The sequence below is a fragment of the Phytohabitans houttuyneae genome, from assembly GCF_011764425.1.
Classification (GTDB): Bacteria; Actinomycetota; Actinomycetes; order Mycobacteriales; family Micromonosporaceae; genus Phytohabitans; species Phytohabitans houttuyneae.
Genome location: NZ_BLPF01000001.1, coordinates 2,778,996 through 2,798,149 on the forward strand (window position 1 = coordinate 2,778,996; position 19,154 = coordinate 2,798,149).

Sequence of the window (19,154 nt, forward strand, 5' to 3'; positions counted from 1 at the left end):
GGCGCGCGTACCGCAATCGCCGCTCGATATAGAGGAGGACACGTGTGCGGTCTCGTGGGTAGATGCGCGCGGGCCACGGCCACCGTCACCGCGGACGAGATCCTGCGCGCGCTCGAACCGATCCGCCACCGCGGGCCGGACGGTGACGGCGTGTGGACGGATCCCGGCATCGGACTGGGGCACGTGCGCCTGTCGATCCTCGACCTCAGCACCGCGGCCGCGCAGCCGATGCGCTCCTTCGACGGCCGGTACGCGCTCGCCTTCAACGGCGAGATCTACAACTTCCGCGAGCTGCGTGACGAGCTGATCGCACAGGGTGTCGAGGTGCACTCGACCGGCGACACCGAGGTGCTGCTCTCGCACATCGCGGTGCACGGCTGCGCCGCCACGTTCGCCAAGCTGGAGGGCGACTGGGCGGTCGCCGTCTGGGACACCCGCGACGAGCTGCTCACGCTCGGGCGCGACGTGCACGGCGTGAAGCCGCTCTACTACGCGCAAGGCCCGGACGGCAGCCTGCGGTTCGGCTCCGAGCTCAAGGCGCTGATCGAGATCGGCACCACGGCCAGCGAGCCGAGCCCGGCCGCGGTCAACGCCGCCCTGCTGGGCTACTCGGTCACCTGGGGCGACCGCACGCTGTACCGCGGGGTGCGCGCGGTCCGCCCCGGCGAGCAGCTCACGTTCGACCGGTCCACGGGCCGGATCGAGCGCCGCTTCTTCGCGCGGGTGGTCGACTGGGTCGACGACGACCTCTACCGGGAGCTGCGCGCCGCGCCGGCGTCCGAGGTGGTGCAGCGGGTCGAAGACGCGATCACCGCGGGTGTGCGCTCCCGCCTCGTCAGCGACGCGCCCCTGGCCTGCCTCGCCAGCGGTGGCGTGGACTCCAGCCTCATCGCCACGCTCGCCAGCAAGGAGCGGGCGGACCTGCCGCTGTACCACGCGGACGTGGTCAACGACAGCGAGCGGCCGGCCGCCGAGGCGCTGGCGGCGGCGCTCGGGCTGAAGCTGCACACGGTGCGCGTCACCGACGCCGACATCATCTCCGCCATCCCGGACGTGACCTGGTACAACGACGGGCCGCTCATCTACCACCTGAACGCGCTCCCGTTCTACGCCGTGTGCGAGCTGGCCGCCGCCGACGGCATCAAGGTGCTGCTGACCGGCGAGGGCAGCGACGAGTACCTGATCGGCTACCCCAACGAGGCGTTGAAGCCCGTGCTCGACCTTGTCGACCGGGTCAAGGCGGTGCCGCGCTCCTGGCTGAACGCGCTTTCGCCGAAGGCCGCCAAGCTCTTCTGGCCCAAGTCGGACGACAGCTTCGAGCACCGGCTGCTCGAACTCAACTCGGCGTTCGAGCAGGGCATCGTCGCCGACCGCAGCGCCGCCGCGCTGGGCGGCAGCATGGGCCGGCGCGACCGCCGCTCGCGGATCACGTCGCTCAACCTGGCGCAGTCGCACCTCGTCTCGCTGCTGCACCGCAACGACCGGCTGGGCATGGCGTGGGGGCTGGAGGCGCGTTTCCCGTTCCTGGCGCCCGAGTTCGCGTCGCTGGCGGTCAACCTGCCGGACCGGTACAAGCTGCGGCGCACGATGCGGGCGCACGACAAGCGGCACCCGTTCATCATCGACAAGTGGGCGATCCGTGAGGTGGCCGCGCGGCGCCTGCCGTCGGCGCTGTCCGCCCGGCCCAAGCGTGGCTTCCCGGTCTCCATCAACCGAAGGCTCTCGGTCTCACCGAAGTTCTTCGCCGACGGCTTCGTCGCCGACCTGTACGCGCTGGACGAGGACGCCATCGCCACCGCGATCAGCGACGGGCCGAGCGAGTGGCTGACCCGGCTGATCCTGCTGGAGGTGTGGGGCAGATCTTCTTCCGCGGCGCCAGCCGGGACGCGATGCGCGAGACGCTGCTGGCGCACACCCAGACGGCGGTGCCGGCCGGTCACTGAACGGCGGTGACACGAAGCCGGCCGGGCGCTGCGCGCCCGGCCGGCTTTCGACTGTGTGGGGTCAGGACTGCGGCTTGACCGCGCCGGAGCCGTCCTGCCACGCGTTGCCACTCCACACGTTGCCCTGGTGAAACTCGAACGTCGCGACAGGTCCGTAGTAGCCGCACTTGGGGCCGTACTTCTTGCCGAACAGGTTGTTCACGTACCGGATGTTGGTGCCGATCGGATACGGCTTCGCCGACGTGGAACCGCCGTAGGTGCAGTAGCCGCCGTTGGTGTTGAAAAGGTTGCGCTCGATCAGCGCGTTGTTGATCGGCTCGAAGTCACCGTAAAGCGAGAGCGCGGCCGAGCAGCCGTCGCTGTCGCAGATCAGGTTGTTGTGGATGACCTTGTAGTTGCTGCCGCCGTTGGAGCCGATCGCGGTCTGGTGCGCGCCGTTGACGTACACCCACCCGTGCAGGTACGAGTCCTCGATATGGACGTTCTTGCGCATGTTCGCCCCGCGGCCGGTGCCGTGGATGTGACAGCGTATGCACGTGTAGTCATCGTTGCCGATCGCGGCCTCGCCGTTGGGGTCGACCTTGCCGCCGCCGTCGATCTCGACGTCGACAAGTCGCAGACCCACCAGGCTCCAGTCCGTCTTGTACGTACCGCCGACCTTGCCCAGCACCAGTGACCGGCTGATCGTGACGTTTTTTCCTTCGATCGTCAGCCCATTGGTGAATCGGCAACCGTCCAACTTGACATTGCTCTTCGTGACGGTGTTGGGACAATCGCGCAACTTGACGCCGGTGTGCTTGTAGCCCGTGCAGTTTTCGTCCGGAAACTTCGGATAGCTCGGGCACGCGGAATTGCCGATGGAGCCGGCCTTCTTCGGCGTGGCGGACGGGCTGGCGGAGGCGCTCGCGCTCGGCGCGGCGGCAAACTTGCCCTTTCCGTCCGGCACCGGCGTCTCGGTGGACACCTGTCCCTCGTCCGACGCGGTCGGCGTCGCGGTCACGTCGCCGCTGCTCGCGGATGGCTTGAAAACGAGATCAGTCGCACGGACGAAGCCGAACGTCGCCGCAAGCGCGATCACCGTACCCACAGCCACAAAAACCAACTTTTTGGACGAACCACGCGAAGAACGATGGTTCGACCCGGGGACGGGCGGCGTTTGGCGCGTTTTGTCAGAGTGACCTGTCACAGATGCTCCTACTCGAACCTGCACGCTGGCGCCTGGACTCACGCCGTTTACGCGCCGGCCTTCGCATATTGGTCATTCGCGATGAGCGCGGTAATGCTAGCACCGTAGGCATTGGTCATTCCGGCATACGGACAATGCGTGCGGCGTAAGGGATCCACGGTGTCATCATCGCGACACCCCAGCCCGGATCACTGCCAAGTATGGTGACGCGGTGACCACGGTCCGACCGGCCGCCTTGCCCCCGGCCAGCCCAGATACCGCCGGTGGCCGGCTCCCGTCGCTGACCGGGCTCCGCTTCGTCGCCGCGTTCCTCGTCTTCGGTTTCCACGTGCACATCGAGCATCTGATGGCACCCGGGGCCGTCCGGACCACAATGGAGTGGCTGTTCGGACAAGGCGCGGTTGGCGTTTCGTTTTTCTTTATTTTGAGCGGATTCGTCCTCACCTGGTCCGCACGCAAAGGCGACACCGCGGTGCGTTTCTGGCGTCGACGCATCGCGAAGATCTACCCCAACCACGTCGCCACCTGGCTGGTCGCCCTCGCCGTCGCCGTGGTCACCGGCGCGGGGCTGAGCCTGGCGGTCGTCGTCCCCAACCTGTTGCTCCTGCAGGCATGGTCGCCGGACATCGACGTCTTCTTCGGCCTCAACACCGTGAGCTGGTCGCTGGCCTGCGAGGCGTTCTTCTACGCGCTGTTCCCGCTGCTGTACCTCGGGCTTGTGCGCGTGCCCGGCCGGGGCCTGTGGCCGGCGGCCACACTCGCGCTGGGGGCGGTGTGGGCTGTCCCGGTGCTCGCTTCGCTGCTGCCCGCCGACGACCGGTACTGGGCAATCTGGATCTTCCCGGTGGCTCGGCTGCCCGAGTTCGTGGCCGGCATGCTGCTGGCCCGCATCGTCCGCGAGGGGCGCTGGCCGAGGCTGGGCGTGTGGCCGGCGACCGCGCTCGCCGCCGCGGCGTACCTGACGTCGCGGTTCCTGCCCGACGACTTCCGGCTCGTGGCGGGCACCGCGATTCCCCTCGCGCTGCTCGTGGCGGCGGTCGGAGCCGCGGACGCGACCGGGCGCCCGACACCGTGGCGAGCCGGCTGGATGATCTGGCTGGGCGAGGTCTCGTTCGCCTTCTATCTCGTGCACCAGCTCGCGTTGCGGGTCGTGCTCAAGGGCTCCGGCGTCGAGCACTCCGCGCCGACCGCGATCGGTATAGCCGTCGTGGCGCTGGCGCTCGCCCTGCTCGGGAGCTGGCTGCTCTACCGGTGCGTCGAGCTGCCCGGCATGCGCCTGCTCCGGCCGAGGCCACGGGCCCGATCGGCGTACCCCGCCACAGCCGTCCGCCCAGAGCAGGTGTAAGACATTCGACACCCACTCCCACCAGGCGGCCCATTGTCCGGACCGCCGGATTCCAGGAATGTCGGTAGGCGTGTCTGTACGCTCAGCACCGCCGAGGCGCGCATCCCGCGCGGAGTTGACGAGGTAACCGCCTGATGAAAAACCGCCGGGCCAACATCACGATCCTCATCGCCAACCTCCCGGCCGAACGGGATCGCCGAGTCATCCGCGAGTGCCTGAGCCTGGAAGAGGCGGGATACGAGGTCACCGTCATCGCCCCGCGCGGTGACAAGAGCCTCAAAGTCCTGCCGGGCAGCCGAAATACCCGGCTGCGGCCCTACCCGGTCTTCGTCTACGGCTCCGGCGTGCTGTCGTTCGCGACCGAGTTCATCTGGTCGTTCCTGTGCATCGCCGTCCGGCTGCTCGGCGAGGTCTTCGCCGGCCGGGCCCAGGCGGTGCAGGTGTGCAACCCGCCCGACGTGTACTGGCCGCTGGCACTGATGATGCGGGCCATGGGGCGCCCGTGGGTCTTCGACCACCACGACCTGTGCCCCGAGGTCTACGCCACCCGCTCCGGCGGCCAGCCAAACCGCTGGGTGTACCGGATGCTCGAGCTGCTGGAGTGGCTCACGCTCCGCACCGCCTCGGCGGTGTTCGCGACCAACGAGTCGTTCCGGGACAACGCCTTGCGCCGCGGCGTGCCGGAGGAAAAGGTCACGGTGGTGCGAAACGGGCCGGCCCTGGGCGAAATCGCGCCGGCCGGTCCCGACGGGGCGGCAGAGGGCCGGCACGGCGAGCACCACCTCGTCTACCTCGGTGTCCTCGGCCCACAGGACAACGTCGAGGGCACCGTGCTCGCGGCCGAGGAGCTCACCCGGATCCGCGGGCGCGCCGGGTGGCGGCTCAGCATCGCCGGCGACGGCGAGAGCCTGCCCGCGCTGCGCAAGCTCGTCGCCGACCGGGGGCTCGGCGACGTGGTCGAGTTCACCGGCTGGCTTGACGGTCAGGCGGTCGACGACCTGCTGCGCACCGCCACGGTCGCGATCCAGCCCGACCTGCCCACGACGATGAACCACCTGTCGACCATGGCCAAGACCGTGGAGTACGTGGCGCGTGGCCTTCCGGTCGTCGCCGCCGACCTCGTCGAGACCCGCCGGACCGCCGACGAAGCCGCGATCTACGTGCCGAACGGGACTCCCCTCGAGTACGCGATGGCGATCGACGAGCTGCTGCGCGACCGGGAGCGCCGGGAGAAGATGCGCGAGGTGGGGCTGACCCGCTTCGCCGACCACCTCGCCTGGGAGCACCAGGCCCGCGAGTACCTCAAGGTGTGGCACCGGCTGCTCGCCCGGCGGCCCGTCGACCCCACCGTGCCCCGCCCGCGCACAAGTGGCCCCGGCTCGTCCCGGGTCGCGGAGCCGGCGGGCCGGGAATGACGAGCGTCGTCATCGCCGCGCACAACGAGGCGGCGGTCATCGGTCGCTGCCTGGACGCACTGCTGGCAAGCAACCCGGGGCTCGACGTGACCGTGGTGGCCAACGGCTGTACCGACGACACCGCCGCGGTCGCGGCAGCGCGCCCAGGCGTCCGGGTTGTCGACCGGCCCGAGCCCGGCAAGGCCGGCGCGCTCAACGCCGGAGACGCGGTCGCCCAAGGCTTTCCCCGGCTGTACCTGGACGCCGACATCGTGCTGACGCCTGGTGGCGTGCACGCGCTGGCCGCCGCCGTGGCCGAGCCGTCCGGCGCGGGGCCGGCCCCGCTCGCCGCAGTGCCCCGGCGCAAGCTGGACCTGTCGGGGCGCCCGCTGCTCGTGCGCGCCTTCTTCGCGGTCAACTCCCGGCTCCCCGCCTACGACCGGGCCCTCTTCGGGCGCGGCGCCATCGCGCTGTCCGCGCAGGGGCGGGCCCGCTTCGACACGTTCCCGTCGGTGATCGCCGACGACCTCTACCTGGACTCGCTGTTCACCTACGACGAAAAGCGCGAGGTCGAGTCCGTCGTGTCGACGGTGGCGACGCCGCGCCGGACCCGCGACCTCGTGCGGCGCCTGGTCCGCGTCCGCGCCGGGAACGCGGCGATGAGGGCGGCGTCCGCGGCGGGCGATGGGCCTTCCGGGGTACGCTCCAGCGCGCGCTCGTCCTGGCTGCGCGACGTCGTGCTTCCCCGGCCCTGGCTGTGGCCGGCGGGGGCGTGCTACGCCGCGATCACCGTCACCGCCGCGGTCACCGCCAAGCGACGCGGTGGCGCGGTCGGCTGGGGCCACGACGAGTCGAGCCGGCAGGCCGAGCGGCAGCCGGCGGCATAGGGCAGGAGTCTGATGGCGACCGACAGCGTCGTTAACGTGTGCTTCCACGGTGTGGGCACGCCGCAGCGCGAGCTCGAACCCGGCGAGGACGTCTACTGGGTGGACGTCGACAGGTTCCGCCGGATCCTCGACGAGGTGGCGACCTGGCCGTCCGTGCGGATCAGCTTCGACGACGGCAACGCCTCCGATGTGGAGATCGGCCTGCCCGAGCTGGCCGAGCGCGGGCTCACCGCCGACTTCTTCGTGGTGGCCGGGCGGCTCGACAAGCCCGGCAGCCTCGGCGTCGACCACGTGCACGAGCTGCGCGACCGGGGCATGGAGATCGGCACGCACGGCATGTGGCACCGCTCGTGGCGCGGCCTCGACGAGGCCGAGTCACACGACGAGCTGGTGGCCGCCCGTGACCGGCTCACCGAGGTGGTCGGCCACGTGGTCGACAGCGCGGCGCTGCCGCTGGGCCAGTACGACAGGACCGTGCTGGGCGCCTTGCGCCGCAACGGGTACCGGCGGGTCTACAGCAGCGACCGGCGCACCGCGCGGCGCGGTTCGTGGCTGCAGCCGCGCTACAGCGTGCGCCGCCACGACACCGCCGAGGGCCTGCGCGCCGAGATCCTCTCCGCACCGCCGCTGACCCGCCGGGTCCGGGCGACCGCCGTGGGAGTGGTGAAGCGGTGGCGGTGAAGGTCCTCGCCGGCTTCGCCGAGTCGCTGGCCGCGATCGAGTCGGCCTGGTGCCTGCGCGACGCCGGGTACGAGGTCGTCGCGTTCACCCGCGCCGGAAAGCGCCCGCCGCTCGCCGCCGCCCGCGGCGTCCGAGTGCACCCCGTGCCGGCTCCGGAGACAGACGTCGCCGCCTGTGTGGAGGCGATCCGCGCGCTTGTCGACGCCGAGCGCCCCACCGCGGTCCTGCCCCTCGACGACGCCGCGCTGCTCGCCTGCGACCGCGCGGCCGAGGCCGGCGGGCGGATCCTCGGCGTGCCGGTCGCCGGAGCCACGGGTGCCGCCGCCCGCCTCGCACTCGACAAGAGCGAGCAGATCGCGCTGGCGGAAAAGGCCGGCATTCCGGTACCGCCCACCGGCTCCACCGAACCGCCCGCGGGTCCCGGGCCGTGGATGGTCAAGTCGGCACTCGCCGCCGTCGAGGTTGGCGGGCGGCTGACCCGGCCGGCCGGCGCGATCGCCCGCGAGCCCGGCGAGGTGCCGGCGATCGTCGCGAAGCTCGGCGGACCAGCGCTCGTCCAGCCCGTGCTCGACGGCATCGGCGAGGGCGTGTTCGGCATCGCGGTCGACGGCGAGGCGTACGCGCTCTCGGCCCACCGCCGCGTCCGCATGATGAACCCGCGCGGGTCCGGCTCCAGCGCCTGCCGCTCGATTCCGGTCGACCTCGACCTTGCCGGTCCGGTGCGCCGCTTCGTGGCGGAGGCGGGGTGGCACGGCATCTTCATGGTCGAGCTGCTCCGCGACGCGGATGGGCAGCCGTGGTTCATGGAGCTCAACGGGCGCACCTGGGGCAGCATGGCGCTGGCCCGGCACCGCGGCCTGCCGTACCCCGTCTGGGCCGTCCAGGCCGCGCTGGATCCCGCCTGGCGCCCGCCGGCGGTGCCGGAGGCCCCCCACCTGCTCTGCCGCCACGCCGGGCGCGAGCTGGTGCACCTGCTGGCGGTCATGCGCGGCGCGAAGGGCGCAGACGCCGGGCGCTGGCCCTCGCGCGGCGCCACGCTCAAGGCCATGCTGCGGCGCGAGCGCGGAAACCGCTGGTACCACGCGGACGAGCGAGGTGTCTTCCTGCGGGACACCTGGCACACCGTGGCCGACCAGCTGCGCCGCCGATGAAGACCGTCCGGGCCGCGGCCCACGTGCACTCGGAGTGGTCCGATGACGCCACGTGGAAGCTCGCCGACATCGCCGCCGGCTTCGCCGAGCGCGGCTACGACGTGGTGCTCCTCGCCGACCACTGCCGGGAGTTCGTGGCCTCGCGGTGGGCGGAGTACCGGGCCGCGTGCGCCGAGGCGAGCACCGGCGCGATCCTGCTGGTGCCGGGGATCGAGTACAACGACCTGGACAACACCGTGCACGTCCCGGTCTGGGGCGACGTGCCGTTCTACGGCCAGCAGGTGCCGGACATCGGCGCGCTGCTCGCCGGCGTCACCGCCGACGGCGGCACCAGCGTGTTAGCCCACCCGTGGCGGCGCGACGCGTGGCGGCGGTACAAGCCCGCCTGGAGCGCCCACCTGGCAGCGGTCGAGGTGTGGAACCGCAAGTACGACGGCATCGCGCCCAACCGCCACGCGGCCGACCTGGCCCGCCGGGAAGGGCTGCCGCAGTTCGCCGCCGTCGACTTCCACACCAGCCGGCAGTTCTTCCCGCTCGCCATGCGGCTGCGCCTCGCCAGCGACACGGTCGACCTACCGGCCGTGCACGGCGCGCTGCGCGAGGGCGCCTTCGAAGCCGCGTTCCGCGAGCGGCCGATCGCGTCGATGCTGCGCGGCCCAGCCCTGCACGCGGCCGTCGCCGCCGAGACCGCCCGCCGCGCGGTCCGCCCGGCCGTCAACCGCCTCCGCCGCCTGCGCGGCTGAGACCCGCGCTGCCGTAGGGGCCGCGGTCCCGGCGTTCTGTGTAACCCGCCCGCTCTGGGCCGCGCGGTTCGTGGCTGGGTGCGGGTTCTTGGGCGAAGGGCGGCCGATTGCGGGAGGCTCCGGAGCTGGGCGCAGCAATGCGCCCAGCGGGTGTGCTCGCTGCGTTGGGTTGGTCCGCCGAGGCGGCGCGTCTGGGTCGGTAGTCCCCCGACCGCGGGGCCCGAGGCCGCCGTTACTGCTGGGGGAGCATGACTGCTGGGAAGATCGCGGACAGTCCGGCAGAGACGCGCCGGCGCCCCGCGTCGCGATAGCGCCGTGCGGGGCAACCGATGGCCCCACCCCGGGCAGCCCGCGGCGATCAGCGGACCCGCGGCATCGGCCCCCGGCGGTGAGGGACGCCACCGCAACCCGCTCAACCGGGGCTGGGCGCATTGCTGCGCCCAGCTTGAGAGGCTCCCGCGCCGGGCGCCCCCACCGGGGCTCGCGCCGTGCGGGCCGTGCGGACCGTGCAGGCCGGGCGGATTGGGCGGACCCGGGCGGACCGGGAGCGTGCGCACCCGCGGAGGGTGAGGCCGCGGGAACGCACCCCAAGAAAACGCTCCGCTGCGCTCCACGTTTCCCCGGGGGCCCCGCGCAACGGTCTGGACCACGACGGGCGTCGCGGTAGCTCAAAATCACCTGGCGAGGGCGGCGACCAGCTCGGGGCTCGGGGTGGCCCGCAGCCGCGACGGGCTGGCCAGGGCCTTGGCGGCCGCGCGGCTCGCCCTGTTGCCCAGCGCGGCGCGGCTGGTCTCGCGCAGCAGCAGTGCCGCCCAGTAGGCCGCCGTGGGCACGCTGCCGTGGCGGCGGCGGTAGAGGCGCACGCGGTTGAGGTTGAGCAGTGCCCAGAGGCCGGGCGACTGCTTGGACTCGCCCTCAAGGTGCACGGCCAGCGCGGACGGTGCCAGGCGGGTCGGCAGGCCGGCGTCGCGGGCGCGCAGTGCGAAGTCGGTCTCCTCGGAGTAGAGGAAGAAGGACTCGTCCCACGGGCCGACCCGGGACCAGCACTCGGCGCTCAGCAGCATCGCGGAGCCGGCGGCCCAGTCGGCCTCGGTCTCGGCGCCGTAGAGGTGGTCGCTGACCACGAGCTCGCCGAACAGGCGGAACCGGCCGGCCCGGTGCGCGCCGAGCACGGCGTCGCCGAGGGCGCGCAGCGGGCTCGGCTCGCGGCGCAGCACGTGGATGACCGAGCCGTCACCCCGCTCCAGCCGCGGCACGACGATGCCGGCGGTGCTGCCGCGGAGCACGGCGAGCAACTCCAGCCCGCACTTGGGTGCCAGGCGGATGTCCGGGTTGAGCACGAGGACGGCCGTGTGCGGCCTCGCGGCGGCCACGGCTGCGTTGATGCCCGCCGCGTAACCCGCGTTGCGCCCCATCTCCACCACGACGCTGCCCGGCGCCAGCCGCTTGACCGCCGCCGCGCTCCCGTCGGCGGAGGCGTTGTCGGCCACGGTGAGGTGCCACGAGATGCCTTCCAGGCCGGGGCCGAGGGAGGCGATCAGGTCGGCGAGGAGCCGCTTGCTGTTGTAGGTGACGACGACTACCGCGATCGTCTCCTCGGCCTGGCTCAACCCGACTCCCCTGTTGCTCGCTCACGACTGGCGGCCGCGCTGATCCGGGCGCCGGCGCCACGACCATCCTGCCGTCCCGCATGGCCACCACGGTTCCGTCGTCCGGGTGAGAGAGGTGTCGGCAACCCGTCGGTCGGGGGACGGTCCATCCGGTCAGTCGTTGTTCTCCCGCCTTCGGCTGATTCGTCGGTCAGGATCATCGGCGTAGCGTCGAGCGCCATGGCCGATACTTTGCCGCCCGCACCACCGCGGGAGGCACCTTCCACCGACGCGCGGGAGGCGGAGCCCGCGACCCGCCCACTGGACGTGCTGGAGGCGCCGCCCGAGCAGGCACCCAAGGTGGCTCCCAGCCGCAAGCGGCGCTGGTGGCGGCTCGTCGCGCTCATCGTGGGGCTGTCACTCGTGCTGGGCGCGGCGGCGAGCGGGGGCGCGCTGTGGCTGTACGCGCGGTCGGTCGAGGGCGAGATCGAGCGGGTGGACGCGTTCGCGGGCGTGCCCGAGCAGGCCCGTCCGCCGGTGGTCGTCGAGGAGGCGCTCAACTACCTCGTGGTCGGCAGCGACTCCCGGGCGCCGGACAGCACCGACGGCTCGCGCACCGACGCGATCCTCCTGATGCACGTCGCGGCCGACCGCAAGAGCGGCCAGATGGTCTCCATCCCCCGCGACACGTGGGTCCAGGTGCCCAAGTCGGCCGACGGGCGGCACGGCGGCGTCCAGGCGAAGATCAACGCCAGCTTCGCGTGGGGTGGTGCGCCGCTGCTCGTACAGACGGTGGAGAGCTTCACGGGCGTACGCATCAACAACGTGATCATCGTGGACTTCGCGGGCTTCCAGGAGATCATCGACACGCTCGGTGGGGTGGACATCGACGTGGACGCCAACTTCCGCTCGATCCACGCGCCTTTCCGCAGCTTCACCAAGGGCCCCCAGCGGATGGACGGCGCGACGGCGCTGGACTACGCGCGCCAGCGCTACCAGTTCAGCGACGGCGACTTCACCCGCGTGCGGCACCAGCAGCAACTGGTCCGCGCGGTGCTCACCAAGGCGACCGAGAAGGGCCTGATGAAGGACCCGGGCCGGCTCAACGGCTTCCTCCGCGCCACCGCCCACTCGGTCAGCGTGGACAAGGGGCTCGACCTTTTCGGTACCGCGTGGGCGCTGCGCGACCTGCGCGCCGACGACATCACGTCGCTCACGAGCCCCTCCCAGTCCACCGGCATGGTGGGCGACCAGAGTGTGGTCTTTCCGGACGAAGAGGCAGCCGCCGGCCTCTACAAGGCGATCCAGAACGACGAGATGGACACCTGGCTCCTGGAGAATCCGCAGGGCTGACTGTCGGATAGCTGATGGAAGGCTGATCCGGACGGGTCTGCCGCTGGAAGTGACGGCCGAATACCCTCCACGCGTGGCTCTTCATTCGATTCGCCGGCGACTTGTCGACTCGCCGGACTCCTGGGGTGCGAAGCGCCGTGCGCGGCGGGCGCAGTGGCTGAGCGAGACGTTTCCGGATCTCGCCCAGATGTCCGTCATCGACCTTGGTGGGCGGGTCGACACCTGGGAGCGCGCGCCGGTGCGGCCCAAGCACGTCCACGTGGTCAACCTCGAGCCGATTCCCGGCGAGCTGCCGGAGTGGGCCGAGCTTGACTACGGCGACGCCTGCGCGCTGCCGGAGCACATCGCGAAGCGCCGCTACGACCTCGTCTTCTCCAACTCGGTGATCGAGCACGTCGGCGGCCACGAGCGGCGCCTGCGCTTCGCCGAGTCGATCCACGCGCTCGCCGACGCGCACTGGGTGCAGACGCCCTACCGCTACTTTCCGATCGAGCCGCACTGGGTAGCGCCCGGCATGCAGTTTCTGCCGGTCTCGCTGCGCACCACCGTCGCGCACCGGTGGCCGCTGGCGCACACGCCGGCCAAGGACCGCGACGACGCGCTGCAGTCCGTGCTCTGGACCGAGCTCATCGACAAGACGCAGATGCGCCACTACTTTCCACAGTCGACGATCCGCAGCGAGCGCATCTTCGGGCTCACCAAGTCGATGATCGCCTACAAGCTGCCGGGCGCCTGACGCTGGGCCGGACCCGCGACCGGCACGTCGGAGAAGGCGGCGACAGTCCGGTCGGCGTACGCGCTCGCGTCGCCGAACTCCATCGGACCGTCCCATGTGGACGGTAGTGGGACAGCCACGTCCGGCGCGACCCGGGAGACGATCTCGTCCAGCACCCGCTCGGCGTCGCCCACCCACAGGTGCTTGGCCCCGTCGACGCCGATGACCTCGGCCTGCGGGACGGCGGCGAAGCGCTCGCGGGCCTCCTCCGGTCGCAGGTAGTCGTCGAGCTCGGGCACCAGGGCGGTCACCGGCTTGCCGGACTCGGCCCACACCGCCAGGTCGTCGTCGGTGGCGAAGCGCAGCGGCGGGGAGAGCAGGATCGCGCCGGCCACCGACGGGTCGCAGCCATACTTCAGCACGAGGTCGGTGCCGAACGACCAGCCGACAAGCCACACGTTGGGCAGCGAGGCGAACTCCGCGTACTCGATCGCGGCGGCCACGTCGAACCGCTCGCCGACCGCCTTGTCGAACTGTCCCTCGCTCGTGCCCCGCACGCTGCTCGTGCCCCGCGTGTTGAACCGCAGCACCGCGAGCCCGGCCAGCGCGGGCAGCCGCCACGCCGCCTTGCGGAACAGGTGGCTGTCCATCATGCCGCCGTGGGTGGGCAGCGGGTGGACGCAGATCAGGGTGCCGGCCGGCGGGGTGTCACCGGCGGGGAGGGCCAGCTCGCCGACGAGCTTGAGGCCGTCGGCGGTGTGCAGCTCGATGTCCTCCCGCCGCCCTGGCAGGATCGAGTTGGCGCGGATCGGTTCGCTCACTCCCACAGTCTTTCACCGCCGCCGCTCGCGGGCCCGCCAGCAGCCGGTATGCCAGTGGCGGCGGTCACCCTCGTCGCCGCGGCCGTCGACCGGCCAGGCCACCACGTGCGGGGTGCCGGGACGGATCTCCTGGTTGCAGCCGGGACACCGGTACGTCTTCGTGGACGTTTTGCCGGGTATCGTGCGTACCGCCCACTCGCCGTCGCTCCACTGCTGCACCCGCTGCACACCCTGCCGGGCGCGGTCGAGGTCGAGCGGCGGGACGTCGTCCCGGTCGGGGTTGCGGCGTGGCATGGGTCTCAGGGCAGGCGGGCGTACACGTCACCCGAACGGCCCGACGGCCGCAGCCGCTCCAGCAGTGCCAGCAGGCCCGGCATGTCGAGCCACTCGTCGCTCACCCAGCGCGCGGTCTCGGCGAGCGAGTAGTTGTACCGGTATCCGCCGGCGGCGGCGCCGAGCTTGTCCACCATGTCGAGCGTGGCCATGGAGGCGTCGTGCGCGGACGGCACGTACTCGACGGAGAGGGCGCGCACCGGCCGGGAGAGGCCCGCCAGCACCTGGGTCTCGAAGCCTTCAACGTCGATCTTGCAGAACGCCGGCTCGCCGTACCGCTTGACGAGCTCGTCGAGCGTGACGACCTCCACCTCGACCGAGCGGTCCCACCGCACGCTCTGGAACGAGCGGTCCGCCGCGACCGAGTCCATCCACTCGCGGGACATCGAGGAGACCGTCGGGTTGGTGGTGGAGAGGGCCAGCGACGCGCGCCCGGACTGCTCGCCGACAGCGCTGGGCACGAGCGTGACGCCCTTGTCGCGCCCGAAGAACAGGCGCAGGACGCGCAGGCAGTCCGGCTGCGGCTCCACCGCGATGACCCGGGCGCCCAGCTTGCGCCACGCGCGCACCCGGCTGCCGACGTGCGCCCCGATGTCGAACCCGAGGTCGCCGGGGCCGAGGAACTCGCTGTAGAGCCGCCGCATCCGCCGATGCTTGGTCGGCTGGCCGTGGTAGATGACCAGGGAGCGGGCGATCCCCCAGACGCGGTCGAGCATGCTGCGACGCTACCCCCTCAGCTTGCTCGTTTTGGGTCCTTGGCGAAGCAGCGGGCGATGTTCTGCTCGCCCGGCCGGCCCAGGAAGTCCATCGGTGACTTGCTCGACGGCTTCGCCTTGGGGTCGGTGTCGAGGTTGATCATCCAGAAGTAGATGCCGCCCAGGTCGCGCTCGCGCATCACCTGGCACGCGGTGTCGAACCAGCGCTGCTGGATCTCCGGCTTGAGCGTGCCCTTGGCCTTCGGCGACCACGGCTCCTGGTACGCCCCCGAGCGGGCCCCGATCGCCACCTCGGCGAGCACGAGGGTGGGCAGCTCGCCGGTGCCGACGGCGTCGTCGAGCCAGTCGTTCCACCCGTCGACGAGCCGGCTCACCGAGGCGCTGTCGCCCACCTCCAACGGCGGGTACGCGTCGACGGAGAGCGTGATGCCCGGCGCCGGACCGCTTTCCTTGAGGCGGTCGTAGTTGGCGCTGTAGTCGATCTCGCCGGAGTACACCTCCTTGACGCCGGTCGCGACCGTGCGCCAGCCGGTGGTGCTGGTCTCCATCGTGTTGAGCTCGGTGCCGACCACGAACGTCGCCGACTTCGCCGCCTCGGCCACCTTCGCGTACTGGATGAGCATGTCCGTGTACGAGGCGAACCACTTCGTGCGGTTTTCCGGCCGGATCGAGCCGCGCCACATGTCCGGGTCGTCCTTGGTCAGGTTGCGCTCGTTGAGCATCGGGCGTACCGCCGTGCGCAGCCCGCGCTTGTTGGCCTCGTCGAGCACGATCTCCAGGCGGGCGGGAGACGGCGTGATGGGGTGGTCCATCCGCACCGCGTTCGCGTACGCCGAGTCCATGACGAACGAGAACGAGATGGAGACCGAGTTGGCGCCGAGCTCGACCACGTGGTCGAGGACCTTCTGCGCCTTGGCCCGCACGATCTGATCGGTGTCGTCCTGGTTGTTTTCCCAGTAGACCGCGATCCCGTACTGCCGCATGCCCTCCTGCCACGGCTCGCGCACCTTGACGACCTCGGGCTCGGCCGGCGTGCTCGCGCCGGGCTTTCCACCGGCGGCAGGCGGCGGCCCTTCGGAGAGGCGCTCCAGCGGGTCGCCCTCGCCGGACGAGCAGCCAGCGGCAAGCAGCACCGCCAGTGCGGCGGCGCAGCGGGCGACGGCGGCCCTCATATCGGCTTGGCGATCACGACGAACTGCTGCTGACCGCCGCGCAGGTAGCGGATCAGCCCGCGGATCGCGCCGATCCCCTCCATGAGCGAGAAGAACGGGACGAGCAGGATCACCGCTATCCCCTCCCACCATCGGTACTTGGCGCGGCGGGAGACGCTCACGTTGATGCGCAGGCCCTCGGAGTAGAGCCAGATCGCGAACGCCATGTTGAGCGCCCAGACCGGGAGCACGAGCAGCGTGATCGGCACGGTGTCGAACGAGCCGAGCGCCCAGCCCAGCAACAGGATCGTGCCGAGGTGCTGCAGCGGGCTGATCACCCACGTGAACGTCGAGTATCCAATGTAGAGCCTGTCGCGCAGCGGGATGCGGTCGTCGAGCGAGAGCCCGATCAGGCCCCACGCCCACCGCTCGCGCTGGCGGAAGAAGTCGCGCACGGTGGCCGGCGAGGCGCCGTAGCAGCGGCCGGCGAACCAGGCGCTGCGCCCCGGGTACCGCCGGCTGAAGATGAGCGCGAACTGCGCGTCCTCGACGATCGCCTCCGGACCGAAGTCCCAGCCGATCTCGGCCTCCACCGACGCGCGGACCAGCAGCAGCTCGCCGTGCACGCCGGCCAGCGGGTGCCCGCCGCCGGTGAACGCCGAATACACCGTCACGTCGGCGATCGGGCGGCTCGCGTCGGCCAGCCAGGTGAGGCGGCTGCGGGCGTGCTCGCGCGGGTACGTCAGGATGCCCTGTGCCATGTGGCAGGCCTTGTCGCCGAGGTCGCGCTGCTGCTCGATGAGGCGGGCCAGCGCGATCGCGGTGTCAAGGCCGACGCCGGTGTCGTCGTCCATGTGCAGCACCCAGACGTCGTCCCGGTCTTCGTGCTGGGCGATGCGCAGCTCGTGCGCGTAGTTGTTGGCGCGCGACTTGAACTTGGTGCCGTTGACCGTGTGGTAGCTCTGCGGCACGGTGACCACCCGGATGTACCGGCTGATCTCGGCCAGCTTGTGGATCTTTTCCGCCGCCTCGCAGCCCTCTTCGATCACCACGTCGACGCGGAGCTTGGGGAAGCACTCCGGCAGGTACGTGATGTACGAGTGGACGACCCGGTCGAGCGCCGGATATGTGTCGTGGCGGCCGATCGTCGGCACGACCACCACGAGCCGGTCCTTGCACCGGATGATCTGGTCGTCGGCGGCGGTGAGCCGGTCGCGGCGCAGGCGGCGCCGGGTGATGAGGGCACCCACGATGCCCACGACCGTGCCGATCACCGGGTAGGTCCACACGATCGTCACCACCGCGCCGAGCGGCCCGGTCGACTTGACGCTCAGCCACAGCGTGACGGCGAGGACGGCGAGGAACCAGACGGCCAACGGCCACATCCGCGGAAGCCAGCCGGCATGACGCTGCGCCATCGTGGTGGCACGCGGTGTGATCGGCATGCGCACGGCGGGCATGACGTGCGTCTCGCCGGGATGGTGTTGGCGGGGAATGATCTGCGTCCGCTCACCCGGCTCGTCGCGGCGCGAGGCAGCGACGTGCATCGTCACACGGCTTCCTTCCGGGTCAGCAACGCGACGGTGTAGCCCGTTGTCCACCAGCTGTCCGCGACATCATAACGTTCCTTAAGGACGTCCTTCTTGCTTCCATCGAGGTCATCGAGTGGATCTCCGTACTCCCCGAGGCGAAGCACCCACAGCCGCCGCGTCTCGCCGAGCCGGACCGCGACGTCCTGGTGCTCGCTGGCCACCATCCAGCCGTCGGTGCGCATCGGGCGGTCCATGAGCAGGTCGGTGGGGCGCCGGTTGGCCGGCAGGTAGTGCGCGATCACGTCACGGTTGAGCACGCCGGGGCCGCGGTCCTTCAGCCCGTACACAATCCCGTCGCCGGGCTGGAAGTCACGCTCGATCAGCGCCACGACCGCCTTGGTGTCCTGGTACCGGAACGCCGGCTTGCGCACCTCGGCCTGGCCGGGCAGGGTCAGCACGGCCAGCACCGCAATCGTGGCGGTCGCCGCGAGCAGCCCGCGCTTGGCCAGCAGCAGGCCGACGAGCACCGCCCAGCCGACGATCGTGTAGAGCACGTACCGCTGCTGCCACAGGTGGGCGACCGAGCCGAGGGCCATCAGCAGCGCCACCGGCACGACGCCGAGAGTGATGGCCACCACAGCGCCCCGCTCGCGGGAGACCGCCGCCACACCGAGGGCGATGACCGCGCCGCCGATGAGCGCGCCGCCGAAGAACTCCAGCCCGTACGCCTCGATCTGGTGCAGGTCGGTGAACGGGATCCAGCCGATCTGGTTTCCCTGCTGCCGGCGCCCGATCAGGATGATCGGGATGAGCGGTATCAGGCCGACGAACGCGCTCGGCCCCCACCGCCACACAAGCTTGCGCTTGAGGAGCAGGACGGCCAGGCCGTGCGCCGCGAGCATCAGCAGTGCGACGAGGTGCATGGCGCCCAGCGCGGCCACGGCGGCGCCGTAGGCGAGCGCGAGGCCGAGCGTGTAGCCCTCCAGCATGCGGATCAGCAGCAGCGTGGCCACCGCCGCGGCGAGCGTCGCCATCGCGTACGGCCGGGCCTCCTGCCCGAAACGCGTGGTGATGGGCAGGATCGCGAAGGTGAGGCCGGCGATCAGGCCGATGCGGTGCGAGCCGAGGCGGATGCCGATCAGGCCGACCACCGCCGCGGCGCCGACCATCGCGAGCAGCGACGGCAGGCGCAGTGACAGGTCGGAGTCGCCGAAAACGGTGGTCCAGATGCGGATCAGCACGTAGTACGGGCCGATGGTGGCGTCGGTGCCGTCGAGCTGGCGCCACAGCTCCGCCCACGAAACCGTGGTGATGCCCCACGTCGCGAGCTCGTCGGCCCACAGGCCGGTGCCGGTCAGCCCGACGACGCCGAGCGCGAGCGTGACCAGAGCCGGCGCGCCCCAGGCGATCCGGCGCTGCCACGCCTCCCGCCGCAGCTTGCGGTCAGCCTCTTCCTGCGACGGCGACTTCGGCAGGAGCATCGTCGCGTCCGCCGGCGGAGGCGGGTCCGGCGGGGTCACCACTCCGACCCGGCGCGGCAGGGGAATGTGCACTTCCCCGTTGGGGGTCGCCACCGGAAGTTGCGAGCGAGCGGCCCTGTTCATCGGAGCAGGA

Annotated in this window: 17 protein-coding genes; 9 read left to right on the top strand and 8 right to left on the bottom strand. The window is 71.3% G+C overall.

What is annotated here, in order from left to right; translation table 11 throughout:
* The first annotated feature begins 42 nt into the window (after positions 1-42).
* Positions 43-1,953 carry an asparagine synthase (glutamine-hydrolyzing) gene (gene asnB / locus Phou_RS12180; RefSeq protein WP_173056160.1) on the top strand — a complete coding sequence of 637 codons (1,911 nt, stop codon included), beginning with the start codon at positions 43-45 and terminating at the stop codon, positions 1,951-1,953.
* 51 nt (positions 1,954-2,004) lie between these two features.
* Here the strand turns inward: asnB and Phou_RS12185 are convergent, their stop codons facing one another.
* Positions 2,005-3,129 (bottom strand): hypothetical protein, encoded by a 1,125-nt coding sequence (locus tag Phou_RS12185; RefSeq protein WP_173056161.1) that lies wholly within the window; start codon positions 3,127-3,129, stop codon positions 2,005-2,007.
* A gap of 211 nt (positions 3,130-3,340) precedes the next feature.
* Between Phou_RS12185 and Phou_RS12190 the strand changes: the two genes are divergently transcribed.
* From Phou_RS12190 to Phou_RS12215, 6 genes are all read left to right on the top strand, one after another.
* Positions 3,341-4,474 carry an acyltransferase family protein gene (locus tag Phou_RS12190; protein WP_173056162.1) on the top strand — a complete coding sequence of 378 codons (1,134 nt, stop codon included), beginning with the start codon at positions 3,341-3,343 and terminating at the stop codon, positions 4,472-4,474.
* 134 nt (positions 4,475-4,608) lie between these two features.
* Complete coding sequence (locus tag Phou_RS12195) at positions 4,609-5,889, top strand: glycosyltransferase family 4 protein (protein WP_173056163.1); 1,281 nt, start codon at positions 4,609-4,611, stop codon at positions 5,887-5,889.
* Positions 5,886-6,755, top strand: coding sequence for a glycosyltransferase (locus tag Phou_RS12200; RefSeq protein ID WP_173056164.1), 870 nt, complete (start codon positions 5,886-5,888; stop codon positions 6,753-6,755). The genes Phou_RS12195 and Phou_RS12200 overlap by 4 nt, the downstream gene beginning before the upstream one ends.
* A gap of 12 nt (positions 6,756-6,767) precedes the next feature.
* A complete protein-coding gene (locus Phou_RS12205) occupies positions 6,768-7,436 on the top strand; it encodes a polysaccharide deacetylase family protein (protein WP_173056165.1) in 669 nt (222 codons plus the stop codon).
* Positions 7,427-8,587: an ATP-grasp domain-containing protein gene (locus Phou_RS12210; protein ID WP_173056166.1), complete on the top strand. Its 1,161-nt coding sequence runs from the start codon at positions 7,427-7,429 to the stop codon at positions 8,585-8,587. Before Phou_RS12205 ends, Phou_RS12210 begins: the two co-directional genes overlap by 10 nt.
* Positions 8,584-9,330 (top strand): PHP domain-containing protein, encoded by a 747-nt coding sequence (locus Phou_RS12215; RefSeq protein WP_173056167.1) that lies wholly within the window; start codon positions 8,584-8,586, stop codon positions 9,328-9,330. The genes Phou_RS12210 and Phou_RS12215 overlap by 4 nt, the downstream gene beginning before the upstream one ends.
* A 674-nt stretch (positions 9,331-10,004) precedes the next feature.
* On the opposite strand, the gene Phou_RS12220 is transcribed toward Phou_RS12215, so the two are convergent.
* Positions 10,005-10,940, bottom strand: a complete 936-nt coding sequence (locus Phou_RS12220) for a glycosyltransferase (RefSeq protein ID WP_173056168.1) — start codon at positions 10,938-10,940, stop codon at positions 10,005-10,007.
* 219 nt (positions 10,941-11,159) lie between these two features.
* On the opposite strand from Phou_RS12220, the gene Phou_RS12225 reads away from it, so the two are divergent.
* Both Phou_RS12225 and Phou_RS12230 read left to right on the top strand, forming a co-directional pair.
* Positions 11,160-12,272 carry an LCP family protein gene (locus Phou_RS12225; RefSeq protein ID WP_246273508.1) on the top strand — a complete coding sequence of 371 codons (1,113 nt, stop codon included), beginning with the start codon at positions 11,160-11,162 and terminating at the stop codon, positions 12,270-12,272.
* A 73-nt stretch (positions 12,273-12,345) separates the two neighbouring features.
* On the top strand, positions 12,346-13,008 hold the full coding sequence (locus Phou_RS12230) for a class I SAM-dependent methyltransferase (RefSeq protein WP_173056169.1): 663 nt from the start codon (positions 12,346-12,348) through the stop codon (positions 13,006-13,008).
* Here Phou_RS12230 and Phou_RS12235 read toward each other — a convergent pair.
* From Phou_RS12235 to Phou_RS12260, 6 genes are read right to left on the bottom strand one after another with little or no spacing between them, the layout of a single operon-like run.
* Positions 12,987-13,808 (bottom strand): alpha/beta hydrolase, encoded by an 822-nt coding sequence (locus Phou_RS12235; protein WP_173056170.1) that lies wholly within the window; start codon positions 13,806-13,808, stop codon positions 12,987-12,989. The two genes, Phou_RS12230 and Phou_RS12235, sit on opposite strands and share 22 nt — an antisense overlap.
* 12 nt (positions 13,809-13,820) lie before the next feature.
* Complete coding sequence (locus tag Phou_RS12240; RefSeq protein WP_173056171.1) at positions 13,821-14,102, bottom strand: Rv1322 family protein; 282 nt, start codon at positions 14,100-14,102, stop codon at positions 13,821-13,823.
* A 5-nt stretch (positions 14,103-14,107) separates the two neighbouring features.
* Complete coding sequence (locus Phou_RS12245) at positions 14,108-14,857, bottom strand: FkbM family methyltransferase (protein ID WP_173056172.1); 750 nt, start codon at positions 14,855-14,857, stop codon at positions 14,108-14,110.
* A gap of 17 nt (positions 14,858-14,874) precedes the next feature.
* A complete protein-coding gene (locus tag Phou_RS12250; RefSeq protein ID WP_173056173.1) occupies positions 14,875-16,029 on the bottom strand; it encodes a glycoside hydrolase family 113 in 1,155 nt (384 codons plus the stop codon).
* Positions 16,026-17,555: a glycosyltransferase family 2 protein gene (locus tag Phou_RS12255; protein WP_246273768.1), complete on the bottom strand. Its 1,530-nt coding sequence runs from the start codon at positions 17,553-17,555 to the stop codon at positions 16,026-16,028. The genes Phou_RS12250 and Phou_RS12255 overlap by 4 nt, the downstream gene beginning before the upstream one ends.
* A gap of 2 nt (positions 17,556-17,557) precedes the next feature.
* Complete coding sequence (locus Phou_RS12260) at positions 17,558-19,144, bottom strand: glycosyltransferase family 39 protein (RefSeq protein WP_173056174.1); 1,587 nt, start codon at positions 19,142-19,144, stop codon at positions 17,558-17,560.
* Positions 19,145-19,154 lie beyond the last annotated feature (10 nt).